Source organism: Paenisporosarcina indica, assembly GCF_001939075.1.
Lineage (GTDB): Bacteria > Bacillota > Bacilli > Bacillales_A > Planococcaceae > Paenisporosarcina > Paenisporosarcina indica.
Genome location: NZ_MPTA01000001.1, coordinates 269,975 through 289,446, shown reverse-complemented (window position 1 = coordinate 289,446; position 19,472 = coordinate 269,975). Strand labels below are relative to the sequence as shown.

Below are 19,472 nucleotides of genomic sequence, written 5' to 3'. Positions count from 1 at the left end.
TCCTGTAGAGTTTTGTATAATAAAAGACGTTTAAAGTAAACTTAAAGTAACGTATTCATAAACTTTACTTACTTAGAGTCCTATTATAAGACCTCTAAAGGAGCTAATCCTATGCAAATTGGAAAGAAGATTAAAAGATTACGCATCAAAAAAGGCTTGACGCAAGAAGAACTTGGCGAACGTACAGATTTGAGTAAAGGCTTTATCTCACAACTTGAACGTGACTTAAATTCCCCTTCCATTGAAACTCTTTTCTCCCTACTTGAAGTACTAGGCTCTAAACCAAAAGATTTCTTTGATGATGATAAAAATCAACGTGTTGTTTATCTAGAAGATGAACAAACCGTTTATGTCGATGAAGAAAAGAATTATCAAATTCGCTGGCTAGTTCCCGAATCAAATGACAAAGAAATGGAACCGGTTTTAGTGACTTTTCATGATAAAGGGGAATTTAAGCAATTTGAGCCTTCATTATCAGAAACATTTATGTATGTTATTAAAGGGAAAGTTCGTCTTGTTCTAGGATCGCAAGAATTTACTGCAAAGGAAGGTCAATCTTTATATTTTGAAGCTTCCGATCAACATCAATTAACAAATAATCACAATCAACAATCAGAAGTCATCATTGTTGCTACGCATTCTTATCTATAATTCAGGAGGTTAATCATGACAGACACATCCATTATCCGATTTGAGAATATTACAAAATCATACGATGGGGCCACTCCGGTTCTTGACAATGTTAGCTTTGAAATAGAACGTGGAAAGTTCTATACCTTACTCGGTCCATCTGGTTGCGGAAAAACTACGATTTTACGTTTGATAGCTGGCTTTATGGTACCTACAAGTGGGGAAATTTTCTTCAATGGAAAGAAAATTAATCAAGTACCTGCAAATGAAAGACAAGTCAACACAGTATTCCAAGACTATGCCCTCTTCCCTCATTTAAATGTATTTGAAAATGTAGCGTTTGGATTACGCATAAAAAAGTTGAAAAAAGATGAAATCAATCGACGTGTATTAGAAGCCCTTAAGTTTGTAAACTTAGAAGGCTATGAAAATCGTGAAATCGTTGAAATGTCTGGTGGTCAAAAGCAACGTGTGGCGATTGCACGTGCGATCGTAAATGATCCAGAAGTTATCTTACTTGATGAACCTCTATCTGCTCTTGATTTGAAATTACGAACCGAAATGCAGTATGAACTTCGTGAATTACAACAACGTCTTGGCAAGACCTTTATATTTGTCACACATGACCAAGAAGAAGCATTAGCGATGTCGGACGAAATTTTTGTTATGAATGCAGGGGTGATTCAACAAAGCGGTACGCCGATGGATATATATGATGAACCCATCAACCGATTTGTAGCGGACTTTATTGGAGAGTCCAATATTGTTCCTGGTATGATGATTGCCGATTATCGTGTTGAATTTGGAGGGAAAGAATTTGAATGTGCCGATAGAGGCTTAAATTCGAACGAAAAAGTGGATATTGTTATTCGTCCAGAAGACTTAGAAATTACAACAGTAGAACGTGGCAAAATGACAGTAACGGTTGATACTCAATTATTCCGTGGTGTTCATTATGAACTGTCCACACTTGATGCAGATGGCAATGAATGGCTCGTCCACTCTACGAAAAAAGCTGCAGTTGGTGATGAAATCGGTTTAGATTTCGATCCAGAAGCGATTCATGTTATGCGCTTAAATGAAACTGAGGAAGAATTTGATAAGCGCCTGGAGTCGTACGGAGAAGAGCAGCATGCAAAGTAGTTCTAAACGTACATATTATTTAATTCCTTACCTTGCATGGATGCTGCTGTTTGTCATTGCCCCTATTATTCTAGTGGTCTATTTTTCATTATTCGACTTACATGGCAATTTTTCGTTTGTTAATTATCAGAATTTCTTTACATCCGTGTATTTAAAATTAACATTGAGCTCATTCTGGTATGCATTATTAATCACTGGTTTCACACTATTAATTGCCTACCCTACTGCCTATTGGTTAACGAAAACAAAACATAAACATTTATGGCTACTTCTGATCATTATTCCTTCATGGATTAATTTGTTATTAAAAACATACGCGTTTATTGGGATTTTTGGCGTCTTCGGACCAATCAATGCATTCTTGGGAATGTTTGGCATTGACCAACAACAAATCCTCTATACAGATTTCAGTTTCATTTTCGTTTCAGTATATATTTTTATACCGTTCATGATTCTCCCTATTTTTAATTCACTAGATAAAATGAATCCTACATTAATAGATGCGTCTCGTGATTTAGGTGCATCCACTTGGACTACATTTACGAAAGTCATTTTCCCATTAACAATCAATGGCGTGAAATCCGGAATTCAAGCAGTCTTTATTCCTTCCCTTTCACTGTTCATGATTACGCGTTTAATTGCTGGGAATAAAGTCATTACACTTGGTACAGCCATTGAGCAACAGTTCTTAGTTACTCAAAATTGGGGCATGGGTTCCACCATAGCCGTTTTCTTAATATTATTCATGGTCATTATTATGATGTTGACTGGTCAAAAAGATAAGGGGGTTCTTTTAAATGGACAGAACAAGTAAGTTTTCAAAAGTTTATTTAGCCCTTGTCTTTATCATTTTATATGCACCCATATTTTACTTAATCTTTTACTCATTTAATAGTGGTGGCACAATGTCGAGTTTTGAATCATTTACTTGGGAGCATTATGCAGCAGTCTTCTCTGATACAAGATTAATCATGATCTTAATCAATACGATTATCATTGCGTTATTATCTGCCCTCCTATCTACTGTTATTGGGGTCATTGGTGCTATCGGGATTATGTATTTAAGTACGCGTAAATCCCGCAGTACGCTGTTGTCATTGAACAATGTATTAGTGGTCAGCCCAGATGTCATCATCGGTGCTTCATTTTTAATTTTATTCACGATGGTTGGTGTAAAATTAGGTTTCGCATCTGTATTAATTTCACATATTGCATTTAGTGTACCAATCGTCGTTATTATGGTATTGCCAAAGTTGCAAGAAATGAGTAGTACATTAATAGATGCAGCCCTTGATTTAGGTGCTTCCAAACGCGATATCTTAACAAGGGTCATTATCCCTTATATTAAGCCTGGTATTTTTGCAGGATTTTTCTTAGCATTAACGTATTCTTTAGATGACTTTGCCGTGACGTTTTTCGTTACAGGAAACGGATTCACAACTTTATCGGTAGAAATTTATTCCATGGCACGTGCAGGTATTACTTTAACGATTAATGCATTGTCTGGTTTAATATTCATCGTCACCTTACTATTAGTCCTAGGGTATTATTTCGTGACCAACCGTCCGAAAAACCCGCTTAGATCGGGGGGTCCTAAATGAAAGATATAGTTCGTGCAACGATTGCAATTGTGGTTATCTGTGCACTTTTGTTTTATGCCAATTTCCAATTAAACGAAACAACAGGGCGTGCAGGCAACGATACTATTAGCGTATACAACTGGGGAGAATATATAGATCCTGAACTAATTGCTGAGTTTGAGGAAGAAACAGGGATTACAGTTGTTTATGAAACATTTGATTCGAACGAAGCGATGATGACAAAAATTGAACAAGGTGGTACATCATATGATGTAGCGATACCATCAGAGTATGCGATTGAAAAGATGAAAGAGAATAAATTGTTGATTCCAATTGATCATAGCAAAATACCAAACTTGCAAAATATTGATCCTTACTTTTTAGACCTACCTTTTGATCCTGGTAATGAATACTCAATCCCCTATTTTTGGGGAACAGTTGGAATTGCTTTTAATCCGGCATTGCTTGAAGATAACCTAACCTTTGAAAGCTGGGAAGATTTGTGGGACGCTTCACTAAATCAGGAAGTTATTTTAGTTGATGGTGCACGAGAAGTGATGGGAGTGGGATTAAATACCCTCGGCTATTCACTAAATACGAATGATGAAGCACAACTATACGAAGCTACAGAAAAATTAAAGACTTTGTCACCTAATATAAAGGCGATTATTGGCGATGAAATCGTCGAAACCATGCGCCGTGGTGAAGCTGCAGTAGCACTTGTCTGGTCCGGCCAAGCCGCAGATATTATGTATGTAAATGAAGATATTGATTTTGCAGTTCCAATAGAAGGTTCAAACTTATGGTTTGATAACATGATTATCCCGAAAACAGCAGCGAATGTTGAAGGTGCACACAAATTTATCAACTTTATGCTTGATCCCGAAATCGCCGCAAGAAATGCAGATTATGTTGGATACTCGACACCTAACGAAAAAGCAATTGAATTAATGGACCCTGAAGTTACAGGTGATGAACGGTTTTATCCGACTGAGGAAATGCGTGAACGCTTGGAAGTTTATCAGAATCTTGGAGTGGAAACCCTAGGATTATACAACGAGCTATTCCTGGAATTTAAAATGGATGCTCAATAGATTGTCGAAAAAATCGCTTGAAATAAGCGATTTTTTTGATGGTATTTTTTTGTTTTGTGTTAAAATTTTAGAGACTCGAAATAGTAATAGAAAGTAGGTTTATAATGGCGACTAATTCTAATCGCTTTGCGTTATATGTGTTAATGTTCAATATGTTTATTGCGATGTCAGGTATCGGGTTAATCATACCGATTATGCCGGCATATTTAGATACATTTGGTGCTGCTGGTCAAGTACTGGGGTTACTAATTGCTATGTTTGCTTTCGCACAGTTTTTATTTTCACCGATTGCCGGTGATTTATCGGATAAATTTGGACGCAAGTATTTAATTATTATCGGTCTTGTAATTTTCGGCTTGTCCCAATTGATGTTTGGCCTAGCTTCGGAGTTATGGGTGCTGTTTTTAGCTAGATTCTTCAGTGGTTTAGGCTCTGCCTTCCTAGTTCCTCCTATGATGGCATTTGTAGCTGACATTACAACAGTTGAAGATCGCGGAAAAGGAATGGGCCTACTTGGTGCCTCTATGTCTCTTGGTTTTATGATTGGACCCGCTATTGGTGGTTTTTTAGCAGAAGTTAGCTTGCAGTTCCCATTCTATATAGCAACAACAGCTGCTCTTGTTTCAGCTACAATTTCAGTTTTTGTGTTACCTAATACGAAACCTCCAATAGTTGAACCTGGTATGGAACGAAAACGCGAAAATATTTATAGACAAATGATTCGTTCTACCAAGATGCCTTACTTTATTATGTTAATCGTCATGCTTGTTTTCTCTTTTGGACTAGCGAATTTCCAATCAACCATTGCGTTATATGTAGATAAGAAATATGGGTTTACTCCTGGCGAAATTGCGGTCATCATTACAGCTGGCGGTTTTGTGGGTGTCATCGTTCAAACATTCGTTATCAATAAATTGTTTAAACGCTTTGGGGAAATGAAAGTCATTCTGGTGAATTTAATTGTTTCGGCTCTAGCGATGAGTGCTGTCCTGTTTGTCGATGGCTTTTGGCCAATATTAATTGTCGCAAGCGTCTTCTTTACAGCGGCGTCATTACTACGCCCTGCGATTAATACATTGATTTCTAAAATGGCCGGCAATGAACAAGGCTATGCTGCTGGTATGAATAATGCCTATATGAGTTTAGGAAATATGATTGGTCCAGCACTTGCTGGTTTCTTATTCGATGTCAATATGAGTTTCCCTTATATTGCAGGAACCGTTATATTAATGATTAGTTTCTTCATTGCATATGCATCGCAAAAAAAAGCTTCAGCTGCATTGTTGGTATAAGAAAAACCTAAAAAAATGGCGCAAGTTCTTTTGATAATTACTTTCACATTTAGGTTCTCAGGTCGCTATGGATTCCTGATTGCTACAAGATGATTTTAAGAATAAAGAATGGGGTGCAATGTGACTTCGTCACTTTGCACCCCATTCTTTTTCAAATCATCCTACGGATTTTTGGGTATCCGTCGCTTCCTTGTTTCCTCAATGTGAATGATGACTTTGCTTTGGGCAACTTAAGATTGTAAATCAACATAGCAATAAATTTATTCGTTTCTTGGTTCTCTATTTTTACATTTTTGTGATGTAAATTACTTTTTGTACTTTTCTGAAATCCTTTTTTCGTCGTAATAATTTTTATTGCAATCCAATAAATGGTTTATTTCTGATCGATAAGACTATTTAACCATTGCTCAAATACTTTACCGGTATTTTCATTTGCATCTGCGATTTTCCATCGTTTCGCATTAGGCATTTTTTTATACCAGTCTAATTCAACCACACTAAACCACTCGTTCTTCGGTCCGGCCGTTTCCTGAAATTTGTTTAGTACTGTTTTATAAAAATCTATATCGATATCATCCGCATCATATCCGACATCATCGCATTCTTGTTCGAAGAAATCTATAAAATTCGCTCCATTACTATCCTCATTTTTTTCATACGTAAATTCCTCAACGAACATGATCTTTTTTTCTACATCTTTTAAGTAATAGCAAGATCCTTCAAAATGTTTCCCGGAAATTATAGCATTTGGATGTTCGTGGTTTAACTTGCATAGACAGTGATTGCCTTTTAGTGATTTAAAGATCTTCAAGAATTTAGAAAAATATTCTTTTCTTACTGAAACCCCTATCGGGATATATTCTTGTCGCCCATCAAGTCCTGTATATCTTTCTTCAATCCTAACTTCAAAATAATCATTTTCGTTAAAACATTCTTTTACTCTGTCTTTCTGATAGTGCTTGCCATAGTATTTTGCAATCTTATTGATATGAGCTTCCGGAGGTAATCTATCCCCATATAAAAGTAGAACTAAGTTGTTTTCCATAACTATTAATTCGCCTCTTTTTCAAACAGTTTCCATATAAATTCTATAAAAAAGCAAATTCAGATTGAATTTAAAATTTTCACTGCAATTTCATCAAGCTCTTCGTCAGTTTCACTTTTGGAGGGTGCTTCGGCAACTCTGTTCAAATATTCCTTAAACTGCATTCTAGATTCCAATGGCAATTCAGTCACCAGAAAATGCAGGATATACCACTTCCAGTTGTGATCATCGGACTTTAATACATCTTTTACATGAGGGACAATTTCTTCTGGAAAAGTTAGAAGTAATTCCACTATGCCTGGTGCTACCGGCCAATTCATATCTTGTGTCCATACCAGGAGGCCTGGCAACAAAGGTAATATTTGAGCTCTATCCATTTTTTTAATCAATTCAACTCTATCTTCATCAAATTTATCTCTGGGTAGTTGATCTTCAAAGTTTTCCATTTTTATCACTCCATCATGTTTTTGTTTAGAGGAAACTATTCTCTAATTTCCGATGGCTACTACCAACTTATTATTCATTATGGCAATCCCCATTGTAAGCTTGAAGATAGTACTAAACTAAATACTAACAGAATGAACATTTGCCATCTTAGGCAATGATATCCAAAATAATATCAACAATATTAGGTAACAGAGACTACATTTAAAAAAGGTTGTTCCAGAAGTTTACGCTTCTTGGAACAACCTTTTTTAGCGTTTCTTTTTCCCTTTCAAAAGCCGTGCAACGTTTGTATCACTTTCGGTAGACACCAGCTCTGGTGTTGAAGGTTTCAATGTTTGTGGCAAACGCGATAATAAACGCCAGCCAAAACGTCGTAGTGTAATGTCTATAAAGAACAGCAACATCGCAAGCAGTACAAGCCATTTTTGTATACTTTTACTTTCTGCACTTTGATAAACTATATCCCGCATTGCTTGTTCAGGCGAATCAAGTACTTGACCATCTGTTCGATCAGCAATATCTTGCATGAGCCCATTATTTGGTGGCTGGATTTTGTATTCGTCACTATATGGAATGGAGACTCCTGCTTGATACATGCTGTTTTGTTCATTTGAAATACGTAAAAAAATCAACCCAGGGTCGGCATCAAATGAAACCCTACTTTTACCTGGTGCGATTGGTTCAGATAGACTGGCGATGTCTTCACCTGCTTCATTCACCGCCACAATATCTAAAAATGAAGATTGCCCTGAAGGATCGGAGACGACAAAAGAACCGTCTTCCGATTTACGAATATCAAATGGCACTTCGCTATAAGATGGCAATAACCTGGAAACAGCTGTGTTCCAAAAATTCCCCCACTGGCTAAAACGTGCAAAATCCCCGCTCCACGCACCTGTTGAATCAGATGTGTAAGCAATGGTACGTCCGAGTCCGTACATCCATTCCGCTATGACAGGATCTTCTTTTGTGCTTTGTGCAATAACGGTAGCTGTTTGTTTGGCTGTCGTTGCAATATAAGCATTGAACTGGGGCACCCCTTCAGTAAACAAACTCGTCCAAGCTGCATCCCCACTTATGGTTGGGTAAAAAGGATTGTCCTCAATATACGTTCTCGAAATCATGACGGTTTCCCTTGAAAGAATCGCAGGAATCGTACTTTCATCCATAACATCATAAAACCTTCCTGTACCTATTTGCGCCAGTTCTTCTAACAATGCCCGGTCTGAATCCTGTCCAATGGCAACAGTAGAAAGTGTAATATTAGAACCTAATCCATCTGTAATAAGTGTTTCGTAGTCATTTTGAGATGCTGATTGACCGTCTGTTAACAAAATAATATGTTTTCGTTGCAGCTTTAACTCTGTCAATCTTTCATATGCCAATTCAAGCCCTGGATAAATTTCCGTTCCTCCGCCAACAGATACAGACAAGATTTTCTCTAGAGCTTCTTCTTTATTCGTTAACGTTTTGGCTTCGATGATTTCCCAAGGTCGATCATCAAAAGCAATGAATCCAAGCGTATCGTCTTCCCGTAATAAATCAATCGAGCGAGCAGCTGCTTCTTTTGCTAGTTCGAATTTATTGCCAGCCATACTGCCCGAACGGTCCATAACAATGATCAGTCCAAGTGAAGGCAACTGTTGCTTCCCTTTAACCTCCATCTCAACAGGTAAAAGTTTTTCGACTGGTGTTTTAAAATACCCACCCAGTCCATAGCTATTGTCTCCACCAACCATCATAAAGCCAACGCCGAAGTTTTTAACCGCTTGTTCAATCACGGTCATTTTTGCTTCTCCGACTTGATACCCGGGAACATTGTCAAAAATAATGGCATCATAGGCCAAGTAATTGGATAAATCAAATGGCAAATCACTAGCACTAATGGTATCCGTTTGAATTACATTTTGATCAATATAAGTGGGAACAGGAGAAGTTAGAGTATCTCCACTTACCACTAAAAGTCTCGGTGCACTCTCAACCATGGTTACACTGGTTAATTGGTTATTTTCAAGTAATGCATCGTCTATTACGTTTAGTTGAACTTGGTATTTCAGTAGTCCTTCGCCAGTAGAAGCGTGTCGCAATGTGAAGGTATTGCTTCCAGGCTCAATTTGAACAGCTTGTTTAGACACGAACTCATCATTTTGAGAAAGGATGAGCTCGCCTGAAACGGCCTTCGTTGACTCCACTTGCACAATTAATTGTTGTTGCTCGCCTTCAAAGGCAACGGGTGGGGTTTCAAAGCCCGTAATGGCTACATCGTCCGATTGCGGACGATTTAAGACGTACGTGTCAATTTCAACATGACTACCGGCCATCCTTGAAATTTGATCGGAGACAGATCCGCTATTCTCCAATCCGTCTGACAACAACACAATGCGTGTTGCTTTCTGTTGGTCCGCTAAATTGCTGGCAAGCTGTATGCTTTCAGAGATATTCGTTTGACTGCTATCACCTGTCCCAGTAAATTCAGGTACATATTCTGTTGATAAGGACAAAGGCATTTGTGTTTGAAAACTTTTATCGAATGAATAGATTCCAACAGCTTGATGATCTTTTTTGCTTGCAAACGCTTCAGATAAAAATTCGCTTGATTGTGACTCTGTGCCGGCAGTTGAAGCAGAACGGTCAACGACAAACAGAATTTGTTCTTCTTTAATTGGCAGTAACAGAGTAGGGCCTGCCAATGCAAATATTAATAAAAGTACGGCAACTACACGTATGATGAAAATTACCGTGTATTCCCTCGACTGCTGTTTTTTATTTTTCCACCAAGCAAAAGTAAAATATATGACTGGTAGAATCAAAAAGAGTAACCAAATAGGCGATTCAATTCGCAATTCCACGACGTCTTTGCACCTCCCATTCAATCAATAACAATAAAACGATGAGAAGTAAGAACCAAGGAACTAATGATGTTTCTACTGTTTCTTGCACACTTCCTTTTGAAGAAGTGCCAATAGTAAATGATGTCCCTTTTTCAATTTGTTTTTCTTGCTGCTCTAAAGCGACGGAAAATTGTTTTTCTGTCTGACCTGATTTCAACACGTATAATCCTGGTTGACTTGGAGCAGTAAATTGCCCCCCATTTTGGAATGTCGTGATAAATTCAGCGGAGTTCGAGAAAATTTCCCAATCGCCGGTTTCTTCTTCCGCCACTAATGACAATGACTTTCGTTCGTTTGGAGAAAACGTGCCAATATAGTCACTGTTCGTTGACATTTGTTCACGTGCACTCCATAAAAACAATGGGAATGATGGGTGTAGCGGCCAATCGGTCATCTGAATATCTGCTAAAATAATCAAATCGCCTCGCTCTGAACGTTGTATGAACGGCTCATCATTTACCCGTGCTATGGTTTCATAGTCAGCAAAAGGTGGATAAATACTACTGACAAAAATATCCTTCATATCTGCATAAGCAAAGACATCATCTCGTTCGGTCGTAATTTCTCCAATTATTTCTTTAGCAGATTCATCATTTCGTCCAATTAGTAGAACGGGTGAATCCGATGTTGTTAGCTGTGAGGTTTGATTCGTGACAATGATGGCATCATCAGTTACGTCAACTAATTGTTCAGTAGGAACGGAGCTGACAGGTATATCCATCGCTTGAAATGCTGCAGTAACTAATTGATGTAGACTTCCATCAACAAATGTTTGAGATGATTGCTGTTGTAATAGGATTGTCGACTCATTATCCACTGCATAATCGTCCTCGATTTGAAGAGAAGCCTGTAATCCTGAAGTTGATGGTAAATCCTTAAAGGACAACTCCAATGTATCTTGAGCTGTGATGACCACAGATTCTTTGATCAAGACTTTGTCATCTGTCATCGAACGGATTTCAAAATCCCCTCTTTTTTCAGTCGTTGTATCGTTCGATAATTGAGCTAGTACAGCGACACCTTTATCAGATTGTGTCGCCCCAAAACGTAGAATTGACACGTTTTCAATGTCATCGGGTGTTCCCTTAACGCTCCAAGTAATGGCTTCGTTTTCTAATGGGAGTTCACTTCTTTCAACGTGATCGGTAAACAAATAAATCGCTGTTTCCTTGCCTTTTAAAAGCGATTCTGTAAAGTCTAACATTTTGGGTAACTGTTCATGTTCGTATTTGACAGTTAAATTCTCGATCGTTGATTGAATAAACGACAAATTGGTTTCATCACGCAACAAGATAGTTGGTTCCTCACCCGTTGTCATCATGGTTAATGGTTTTCCAACTAACTGTTCTGACAGACTCATCATTTCACTCTTGTGACGATCAAAGACCGTTTCGCCATTTACAGTGGCTAACATGGTTGCCGATGTATCAACCACCCAAATAATATGTTCCCCCGCAATTGCTTTTGTTTTAAAGAATGGTTGCAGGAGTGCAAAAACCAGTAATATCAAAGCGAGCATCTGTAAATAAAACAAAGCATTTCGTTGTAAATACTGTAAATAGGGTGAAACCTTTGTTTCTTTCATGACCGTTTCCCAAAACATTGTCGAAGAAATTGTTTTTTCCTTATATTTTTTACGGAAGAAATAATATAGAAGGACAATGACTGGGATGATCACCGTCCATAAAAATGCTAGTTGTCCAAATCCCATAGACGGTTCACCTCAATTTATCCAATTTGACCGAATCATTTGGTGGAACAGAATGTGACTGATATCATCCTTCGTTTCGACTTTCAAAGTATGAATGCCATAACGTCGGCACAGTGCATCGAGTTCCATAAAATGTTTTTGTCTTTTATGTTCATACTCTTTAACGACTCGCTGCGACACGGAAACATTCAATCGATTTTCAGTTTCCTTGTCGATTAGTTGTAAGTCCCCTGAATAAAGTGGTGCAATTTCTTCACTCGATTGTACCAGGATCATTCGAATATCCTGGGAGAATCTCGGCAATGTACGCAACGTTCTTTCCCACTCCACGATTGGTTCCAATCCATCCGTGATTATAAATAACACGGTGCAATCTTTCGCGCTATGTTGTGGGGCCTGACTTGTAAAAGAGGACTTACTTGTCGGTTCACTCAGATTCGTTATGTAAGATGCAAAAGCCTTTCGATACAAAGCACCTTTTCGTCTAAAAGGCATAAGTTTTTCATCAGTAGGAGTTGCAAACGATAACCGATCATCTCTTCCTAATACGAGCTGTCCAAGTGAAATGGTCAGTTGTTTTGCCAATAGCCACTTCTTCTCATCCTGCATGGACTTTGTACTATCAAGTAAGATATGGACACGCATTTCTTGTTCATCTAAGAATCGTTTGATGAAGTATTTATCAGTACGGGCAAAAACATTCCAGTCGATTTGACGAACATCGTCACCAGGATGGTATTCTCTAAAATCCGAAAAGTCGAGAGATGAACCAAAACGCATTGATCGATGGGATCCTTTATGATGTCCACGCAATTTTGATTTCGTGGCAATCTGTAAACGTCCAATCTTTGTAGACCAGTCTTCCGGCAAAATGGAAGTTTTACTCATGATGGTTGCCCTTGTTTAATGGTTTGCAGCAGTTGATCAATAATAGAATCGGCTGTTTTCCCTTCCGCTTCTCCTTCATAATTCAATAACATCCGATGGCGAAGTACAGGTTTTGCGACCGACTTAATATCTGCAATTGACACATGATAACGTCCCGCTACAAGTGCTCGTGCCTTGGCTAGACGAATTAAGCTTTGCAGTCCACGAGGTCCACTTCCATATTGAACATATCGTTTTACATCTTCGCTAGCATCGTCGTTTGGGTGAGTTGCTGACGTTAAATCTACTGCGTATGCCAACATATCATCTGCGATTAACACTTCTTTTACCATTTGCTGAGCCACAATCAGTTCTTGGTCATTCATTACTTTTTGCAGTGTAATCGTTTTTGCTCCTGTCGTTCGCAATACGATTTCTTTTAATTCTTCTTTTGACGGATAAGGGACTAGTATTTTACATAAAAAACGGTCCATTTGAGCTTCCGGTAGAGGGTACGTCCCTTCCATTTCAATTGGATTTTGAGTTGCCAAAACGAAGAATGGACGTGCCATTTGTTTTGTGTCACCGAGCACCGTAACCGTTTTTTCCCCCATCGCTTCGAGCAACGCACTTTGCGTTTTTGGGGTTGCACGGTTAATTTCATCCGCCAAAACCATTTGACTAAAAATCGGGCCATGCTTAAATGAAAACTGTTGCTTGCCGTCATCTGAACGTTCAATCATACTCGTTCCAGTAATATCTGATGGCATTAAGTCTGGTGTGAATTGAATTCGTGAGAACGATAGATCCAATACATCTGAAATGGTACGGATTAGCATCGTTTTCCCTAACCCCGGTAATCCTTCTAGCAGAGCGTGACCATCCGCCAAAACCGAATACAATGTAAAGTCCACCGCTTCTTTTTGACCTACGATAAATTGCCCTATTTCTTGTTTTAATTCGTTTAAACGTTGACTCATCTCTTCATAATGTTGTGGTGTGAATGACATGATAAACCTAACCTCCATTATTGGCTTGTTTCTAGTGAAGAAAAATAATCCTGTACAATTCGTTGCAAGTCTGGCGGTAATTGAAGTCGATCTGAGCTCTTCAAGTAAGAGTCTTTATACGTCCCCACGACTTGGTCATAAGGTTTGACCGTTCCTTTTTTCACTGGGCCTTGGGCTTCTTGTTCCTCAGCTGATGAGCCGTCACCCATTTTTCCCGTATCAACCGTTGATTGACTTGTTCCACCTATTCGTGAAGGAACCGATAATAAATCTCGATTACCCGATCCCTTGCCTCCTTGCAACCCACCTTGCCCTTGTCCCTGTCCTTGGCCTTGGCCTTGGCCCTGTCCTTGTCCTTGTCCTTGTCCTTGTCCTTGACCTTGCCCTTGACCTTGTCCTTGACCTTGTCCTTGTCCTTGTCCTTGTCCTTGACCTTGACTTTGTCCTTGTCCTTGTCCTTGACCTTGACTTTGACCTTGACCTTGACCTTGTTGACCTTGGCCCTGACCTTGTGATTGATTGGCTGGTGTTTCAGTGCCTGATGTTTGCCCGGAGTTAGTTCCTTGTGCCCCGGTTTGTCCGTTACTTTGACTAGGGTTAGCTGAATTGGATTGATTTGTGGCTGTTTGTACTGGGTTGCCTGATGGATTTCCTAATTTACTTAAAGCGGTTTGTGTTTTCCCTGCCTGCTCAGCAAGGGCTTTTGTTGCTTCTTTAAGAGCGGTGAGTTCTTTTTTCTCCTCATCAGATAAACCACCAGTTGAATTTCCATTTTGTTTGGCCTGCTGCTCTTTTTCTAAAAGTTTTTGTTCACGTAATTGTAGTTCTTTTTGTTTTTTTATTAATTCGCGAAGTGCTTCTTCCGTTGTTTCTGTGTTTTTTAAGTCCTTTTCTAATTGTTGAAGTTCTTTTTTAAGGGCTTCTGGGGTGGTTTTTTTTATGGACTTCGCTACTTCTTTCTTAATTTCCTTCACGATTTGTTTTTCCAGTTCAATGTCTTTTGCTTGTAATTGAGTTACAGATGGAAATGCCATTAAAGTAAATAAAACAGTCAAGGCAACTGCTATACCCATCAGTGATTTTTTACGCCATAAGTTTTTTTTACGAAGTTTAAATAAATCAAAAGAAAGATTGACGGTTTGAACCGTTTTATCTCGAAGTGATTGTAATAATGTCGACCCCTCATCACGAGAATGTAAAGCCGTAATCAAAAGGTTTTCAGGGAAATAAGCATCAAAATGCCGTAAGGAAGATCCATATGTCGGCTTTTTAACTATTCCCCATATGAAGATGACAACAAAGCAAAACACTCCTGCTCCAACTGACCACATCGTAAAATATGGGAACACGAATAGCCTAGAAAGCAAATACGTAATCGCCGTTATTACGAGTCCTACACAAACAGCCGTTTGTGACACTCGAAAAAGGTATTCGCTTACCAGCCTTCGATGTACTTTGCCTACAAAAGCGGTAATACGTTCTTGACTACTCATGTCACCCAACTCCTTATTTTGATCGTTTCATATTCACACGTAGTTTTTTGATTGAAATCAAGATGGCACTTGCAGAAATCAATACATAAAAAATGGTATATCCCGCCCATATCGGGAATTCAATCTGAGTCAGCTCATTAACAAATCCTTCAGTTGTTGGATTTAATAAAGTAAATACTAGAATTCCTGGATTGATACTCGCCCAAAAGTGAGCTAATGGGGCAGGAGTTACAGCAGCACCTGAACCAATCATGTTTACTTGAATCGTAATGATGAAGAAAAATGCCGTAACACCCGCTAAGAATATCATCGTGCCGTATGTTGCGATCATCGCAACAATGGTTTTTCGAATAATGGTCGAGAACATCACACCAATACTTCCTACCGTGACCATTGTTAGGAAGAAAAATAAGAAGATTAATCCTAACTGACCTGGTGAAATTCCACCAAATAAGAAAACTAAACTATAAATAGGTAATCCCGCTATTAACATGAGCACCAAAAAAGCAATCGAAGAAGATAATTTCCCAATAATAATTTGCAGTGAACTTTGTGAAGTGGTCAACAACATATTGAGCGTTTGCTTTTCACGTTCAGTACTGATACTTCCAGCTGTTAATCCCGGCGTAATAAACAAGATGAGCCCTAACTGAATGAATGTTAATAAGCCAAATAATAAGAAACTTTGGTCTGGTCTAAAAAACCCAGTTCCCGTAAACGCTGTTGTAACAAAAATGTATCCGAAAACGAAAATACTCATGGCAATCAAATAGAACAAAATGCCCGTAAAACTTTTCAATGAGCGGAAACGAAGTTTTACTTCTTTGACGAGAACAGGGTTATTTACATTGATTCTCATACAGTCTCCACTCCTTTCGTAATTTCCATAAAGACATCCTCTAAATCAGTTTCTTGTTCGGCAAAAGACAAAATTGATAATTGTTCTTCTAATGCATGTTTTAACAAACGCATTTGATCATCCTCGGAACCACGATATTTAAACGTGATCATATGTTTCTCCTTGTGTTGTTCAAGACCTGATACAAATGGATCTTCTTCAAAAAACCTCATGGCACGGTCTGTTAACCCTTTCAGTTTCACGGAAATTAGACGTTCTCCTTTAAGTTGAGCTTGAATATCAGAAACCGAGCCATGAGCAATTAGTCTTCCACCATCAATCACACCAATTTCATCACACATTTCGGCGAGTTCAGGCAAAATATGAGACGAGATAAGAATTGTTTTCCCCATACTTTTTAATTGTTTTAAGATATCACGCATCTCTACCCGTGCTCGAGGATCTAGGCCAGAAGCAGGTTCATCTAAAATTAATACCTTTGGATCATGGATCAGAGAGCGTGCTAAACATAAGCGTTGCTTCATCCCACGTGAAAGAACATCCACGTATTCATAACGCTTGTGGGTTAAGTTCACTAGTTCCAACAGTTGAGGAATTAATTCTGCCCTTTTTGCAGCTGGAATCCCGTAGCTTGCACCGTAAAAATCCAAATACTCATCTGCTTTTAATTGATCATACACGCCGAAGAAATCGGGCATATAGCCAATTTGTTTACGAACTTCATGTGGATCATTTTTGACACTTTTTCCATTGATAAACGCATCACCCGCTGTCGGCTGTAAAAGAGTGGCAAGTATTGAAAAGGTCGTGGATTTGCCCGCACCATTTGCACCAACAAATCCAAATACAGTGCCTTCACTCAAACTCAAATTTAAATCATTCAATGCATAAAATGAGCCATATTTTTTAGTTAGGCCTTTAATTTCAATCATTTTTTGACCTCCCCTTTTAAGCGTAATTCTGGTAAACGCGTATAGTCATCTCCATTTGACGCTTGTTTATTGACGTTAAATTGAACAATACCCTCTGTTGAGATGTAATCTTGAACATTCTCATTAATAGAGAATCGGCCACCCGTTACTTCTTCAAAGGTTTTTGTTGAGACGTTATAAATCGATACAGTTATTGACGTGGTATTTGTATTTGCTAGCTGCAATTCTGTCCAGTTCACTTGATCAAGAGGGACATTGGGTGGTACTTTCCAATCATATAGATAAGCACCATTGGGCATATACCATTCAAATTTACTTTCGCTCATCTGTTCGAAATGAGCTGATGGATCCTCGTTATTTACGGAAATCTCAAACGATGTAGCAGGTAATGTGAATTCTCCCGAGAATATCGTTTTTGGTTCGAATTTTTGGAAGATCACATTAACTGCAGATATTTCTGCCCGGGCATCCACTAACGAGAGAGGCACAATCGCATCTTCCGTATGAGCAATAATAGCGGGCTGCGTCGAACGGTTACCCATTGTTTGAGTCATTCGAATCAAGCTGTTTTTTCTTTCTTTTGGTAAATCACTTGCCGTCATTGGTGATCCGTACCCCATGTATTGAGTGCCTGTTGTTGATGCAATCGGTAACAATAATGCAGAGCCAATTGGTTCCGCAACATTTACTGATTCGCTTGGATTTAAATCACCAAGGTTTATCATTTTTGTTCCAGACCAAATGGAAACCTCTTTTACTGAAAATGGGAAATCATTTTTCACAGTTCCTCGCACATTGCCATTTTCAACAGTTAAATCAATTGTGAATTTCCCCACATCTGGTATGTGTGAATCTCCAAGTATGGTCGATACGGACCAATACCCTACATCGCGCATAGTTAGTTGGTCTTTATTAGCGTGCTCTTGCAATATGGATGTTGCTTGGGCACTACCTGTACTTCCCGAGAAGGCATTCATTTGTTTTGAAGCTACCATCGACGTGCCAGTGTCAGATTCAAAAGTAAAATCACCACTTCGATTTGAAAGTAAAGACTCTACATAATATCCAGTAAGACTTGCATCATCTTGTACTTCATAAAAACTCGATTGCTGGATTTGTGGACGCACTAGACGATCTTTCGCTCCATAAGCAAAAATGGCTGCAGAAGTTAAAATCGATATGGCGGGAATAATCCACCATGCATGTTCCCTTTTATCTTTTCTTTTTAATAGGAAATACATTAACGGTCCAATGAGAATGATATATAGAATAACGATTGCCACCATTATGGATGTGGACACTTGAAATGACGGAAACAACTCATTAGTTTGCCCAACATCGTACACCATTTGTTCTTTCATCCCTTGGTATCCATTGTTCATATTGGTTGTCGATATCATGCCTACATTGGCTTTCTTAATTAATTCAGTCAAAAACGCTGTGGCGCTACTTTCTTTAGAGAATGGCTCATCTCCGATAGAAAAAGCAGTTTGAATAATCGCGCCTTTACCAATTGAATTCACTGCTGAAAGTGGTTGGTTTTCCGATGCCCACAATACACGCGATGATTCATTTACCGTGGCATTGAAAGCTGAAATATCCTGAGTAAATCCTTTGTTCTTTGTTAATGTTGCAAACACTTCTTTTGGTATTTGTATCCGCTCGTCTGATAAAGTCAGAGGTAACTCTGAAGACAAGAGCCCCAGTTCAGCTGATGTATTTTCGGAAGCCCCTACAATCACGACACCACCTGTTTGCACCCATTCCAGTATGGCCTTTTGGGCATCTGCCGGTAAATCGGCTAATACAAATTCATCCACTACTAAAAAATTTGCCACGCCGTAGGAAGATGCGTCCACCGGAAATTCAAAATCTTTTAATTGAGCTAGGTGAATCACTTGTGTATCGGACATATTATTTAATTTAACTGCAGAAAATGGACGAAGACGATCCGCACTTTCCGTAAGCGTTAATATAAAATTAGTTTCTTGACCATAAAACGTTGGTCGTAAACTTTTATTTCCTTTGTATTTCACTTCTTTGTCTTTTTCCCAGCCACCTTCATAAAAGTAAAACATTTGATTAGAGTTTGTTCCCCCTGAGTACATGTACTCATCAGATAGGCCAGATAACGAAAGATTGATGGTTTTTGTTTCTCCTTTGCCGATCGTAAATGGAATGGCTTTAGCTGAACCCACCGCATATGATTCCGAATAATCAATGACTAAGTCACCTGAAAATTCATCTCCATTGTTTACGACAGTCATAGAAAGTGGCAAACCTAAGCCATACTTCACTTTATTTTGGAAACCAGCTGTCGCTTTAACTTCTAATTCCGGAGCTGCCATTGCCTCCGTAAATGGTGTAAAACTAAATAAAATCAATAGTATTAATGCGAAACACCAGCGAATATTCTTTTTCATTTTCTTTCCCCCCATGCTTCTATATATATTAGTACGAAATGGCTAAAATTTAGTT

Annotated in this window: 16 protein-coding genes; 6 read left to right on the top strand and 10 right to left on the bottom strand. The window is 38.6% G+C overall.

The window, feature by feature from the left end; all coding sequences use genetic code 11:
• Window positions 1–111: 111 nt before the first annotated feature.
• The 6 genes from GY23_RS01310 (at window position 112) to GY23_RS01285 (ending at window position 5,739) form a co-directional block, all read left to right on the top strand.
• Window positions 112–651 (top strand): helix-turn-helix domain-containing protein, encoded by a 540-nt coding sequence (locus tag GY23_RS01310; protein ID WP_075617401.1) that lies wholly within the window; start codon window positions 112–114, stop codon window positions 649–651.
• Between the two features lie 15 nt (window positions 652–666).
• On the top strand, window positions 667–1,773 hold the full coding sequence (locus tag GY23_RS01305) for an ABC transporter ATP-binding protein (RefSeq protein ID WP_075617400.1): 1,107 nt from the start codon (window positions 667–669) through the stop codon (window positions 1,771–1,773).
• Window positions 1,763–2,587 (top strand): ABC transporter permease, encoded by an 825-nt coding sequence (locus GY23_RS01300; protein ID WP_075617399.1) that lies wholly within the window; start codon window positions 1,763–1,765, stop codon window positions 2,585–2,587. Before GY23_RS01305 ends, GY23_RS01300 begins: the two co-directional genes overlap by 11 nt.
• A complete protein-coding gene (locus GY23_RS01295) occupies window positions 2,571–3,374 on the top strand; it encodes an ABC transporter permease (RefSeq protein WP_075617398.1) in 804 nt (267 codons plus the stop codon). The genes GY23_RS01300 and GY23_RS01295 overlap by 17 nt, the downstream gene beginning before the upstream one ends.
• A complete protein-coding gene (locus GY23_RS01290) occupies window positions 3,371–4,447 on the top strand; it encodes an ABC transporter substrate-binding protein (RefSeq protein ID WP_075617397.1) in 1,077 nt (358 codons plus the stop codon). The genes GY23_RS01295 and GY23_RS01290 overlap by 4 nt, the downstream gene beginning before the upstream one ends.
• Before the next feature lie 104 nt (window positions 4,448–4,551).
• Entirely contained in the window at window positions 4,552–5,739 is a 1,188-nt protein-coding gene (locus GY23_RS01285; RefSeq protein ID WP_075617396.1) for an MFS transporter, read from the top strand.
• Window positions 5,740–6,112: 373 nt separating this feature from the next.
• On the opposite strand, the gene GY23_RS01280 is transcribed toward GY23_RS01285, so the two are convergent.
• The 10 genes from GY23_RS01280 to GY23_RS01235 form a co-directional block, all read right to left on the bottom strand.
• Complete coding sequence (locus tag GY23_RS01280; protein ID WP_075617395.1) at window positions 6,113–6,784, bottom strand: hypothetical protein; 672 nt, start codon at window positions 6,782–6,784, stop codon at window positions 6,113–6,115.
• A 59-nt stretch (window positions 6,785–6,843) separates the two neighbouring features.
• Window positions 6,844–7,230, bottom strand: coding sequence for a DUF5071 domain-containing protein (locus GY23_RS01275; protein ID WP_075617394.1), 387 nt, complete (start codon window positions 7,228–7,230; stop codon window positions 6,844–6,846).
• A gap of 249 nt (window positions 7,231–7,479) precedes the next feature.
• A complete protein-coding gene (locus tag GY23_RS01270; protein ID WP_075617393.1) occupies window positions 7,480–10,080 on the bottom strand; it encodes a VWA domain-containing protein in 2,601 nt (866 codons plus the stop codon).
• A complete protein-coding gene (locus GY23_RS01265) occupies window positions 10,064–11,833 on the bottom strand; it encodes a vWA domain-containing protein (protein ID WP_075617392.1) in 1,770 nt (589 codons plus the stop codon). The genes GY23_RS01270 and GY23_RS01265 overlap by 17 nt, the downstream gene beginning before the upstream one ends.
• 12 nt (window positions 11,834–11,845) lie before the next feature.
• A complete protein-coding gene (locus tag GY23_RS01260) occupies window positions 11,846–12,721 on the bottom strand; it encodes a DUF58 domain-containing protein (protein ID WP_075617391.1) in 876 nt (291 codons plus the stop codon).
• Complete coding sequence (locus GY23_RS01255) at window positions 12,718–13,710, bottom strand: AAA family ATPase (RefSeq protein WP_075617390.1); 993 nt, start codon at window positions 13,708–13,710, stop codon at window positions 12,718–12,720. Before GY23_RS01255 ends, GY23_RS01260 begins: the two co-directional genes overlap by 4 nt.
• Before the next feature lie 17 nt (window positions 13,711–13,727).
• Window positions 13,728–15,203, bottom strand: a complete 1,476-nt coding sequence (locus tag GY23_RS17905) for a hypothetical protein (protein ID WP_075617389.1) — start codon at window positions 15,201–15,203, stop codon at window positions 13,728–13,730.
• A gap of 13 nt (window positions 15,204–15,216) precedes the next feature.
• Window positions 15,217–16,062, bottom strand: a complete 846-nt coding sequence (locus GY23_RS01245) for an ABC transporter permease (protein WP_075617388.1) — start codon at window positions 16,060–16,062, stop codon at window positions 15,217–15,219.
• A complete protein-coding gene (locus tag GY23_RS01240) occupies window positions 16,059–16,994 on the bottom strand; it encodes an ABC transporter ATP-binding protein (protein WP_075617387.1) in 936 nt (311 codons plus the stop codon). The genes GY23_RS01245 and GY23_RS01240 overlap by 4 nt, the downstream gene beginning before the upstream one ends.
• Entirely contained in the window at window positions 16,991–19,417 is a 2,427-nt protein-coding gene (locus GY23_RS01235) for a cytochrome c oxidase subunit II (RefSeq protein ID WP_075617386.1), read from the bottom strand. Before GY23_RS01235 ends, GY23_RS01240 begins: the two co-directional genes overlap by 4 nt.
• Window positions 19,418–19,472 lie beyond the last annotated feature (55 nt).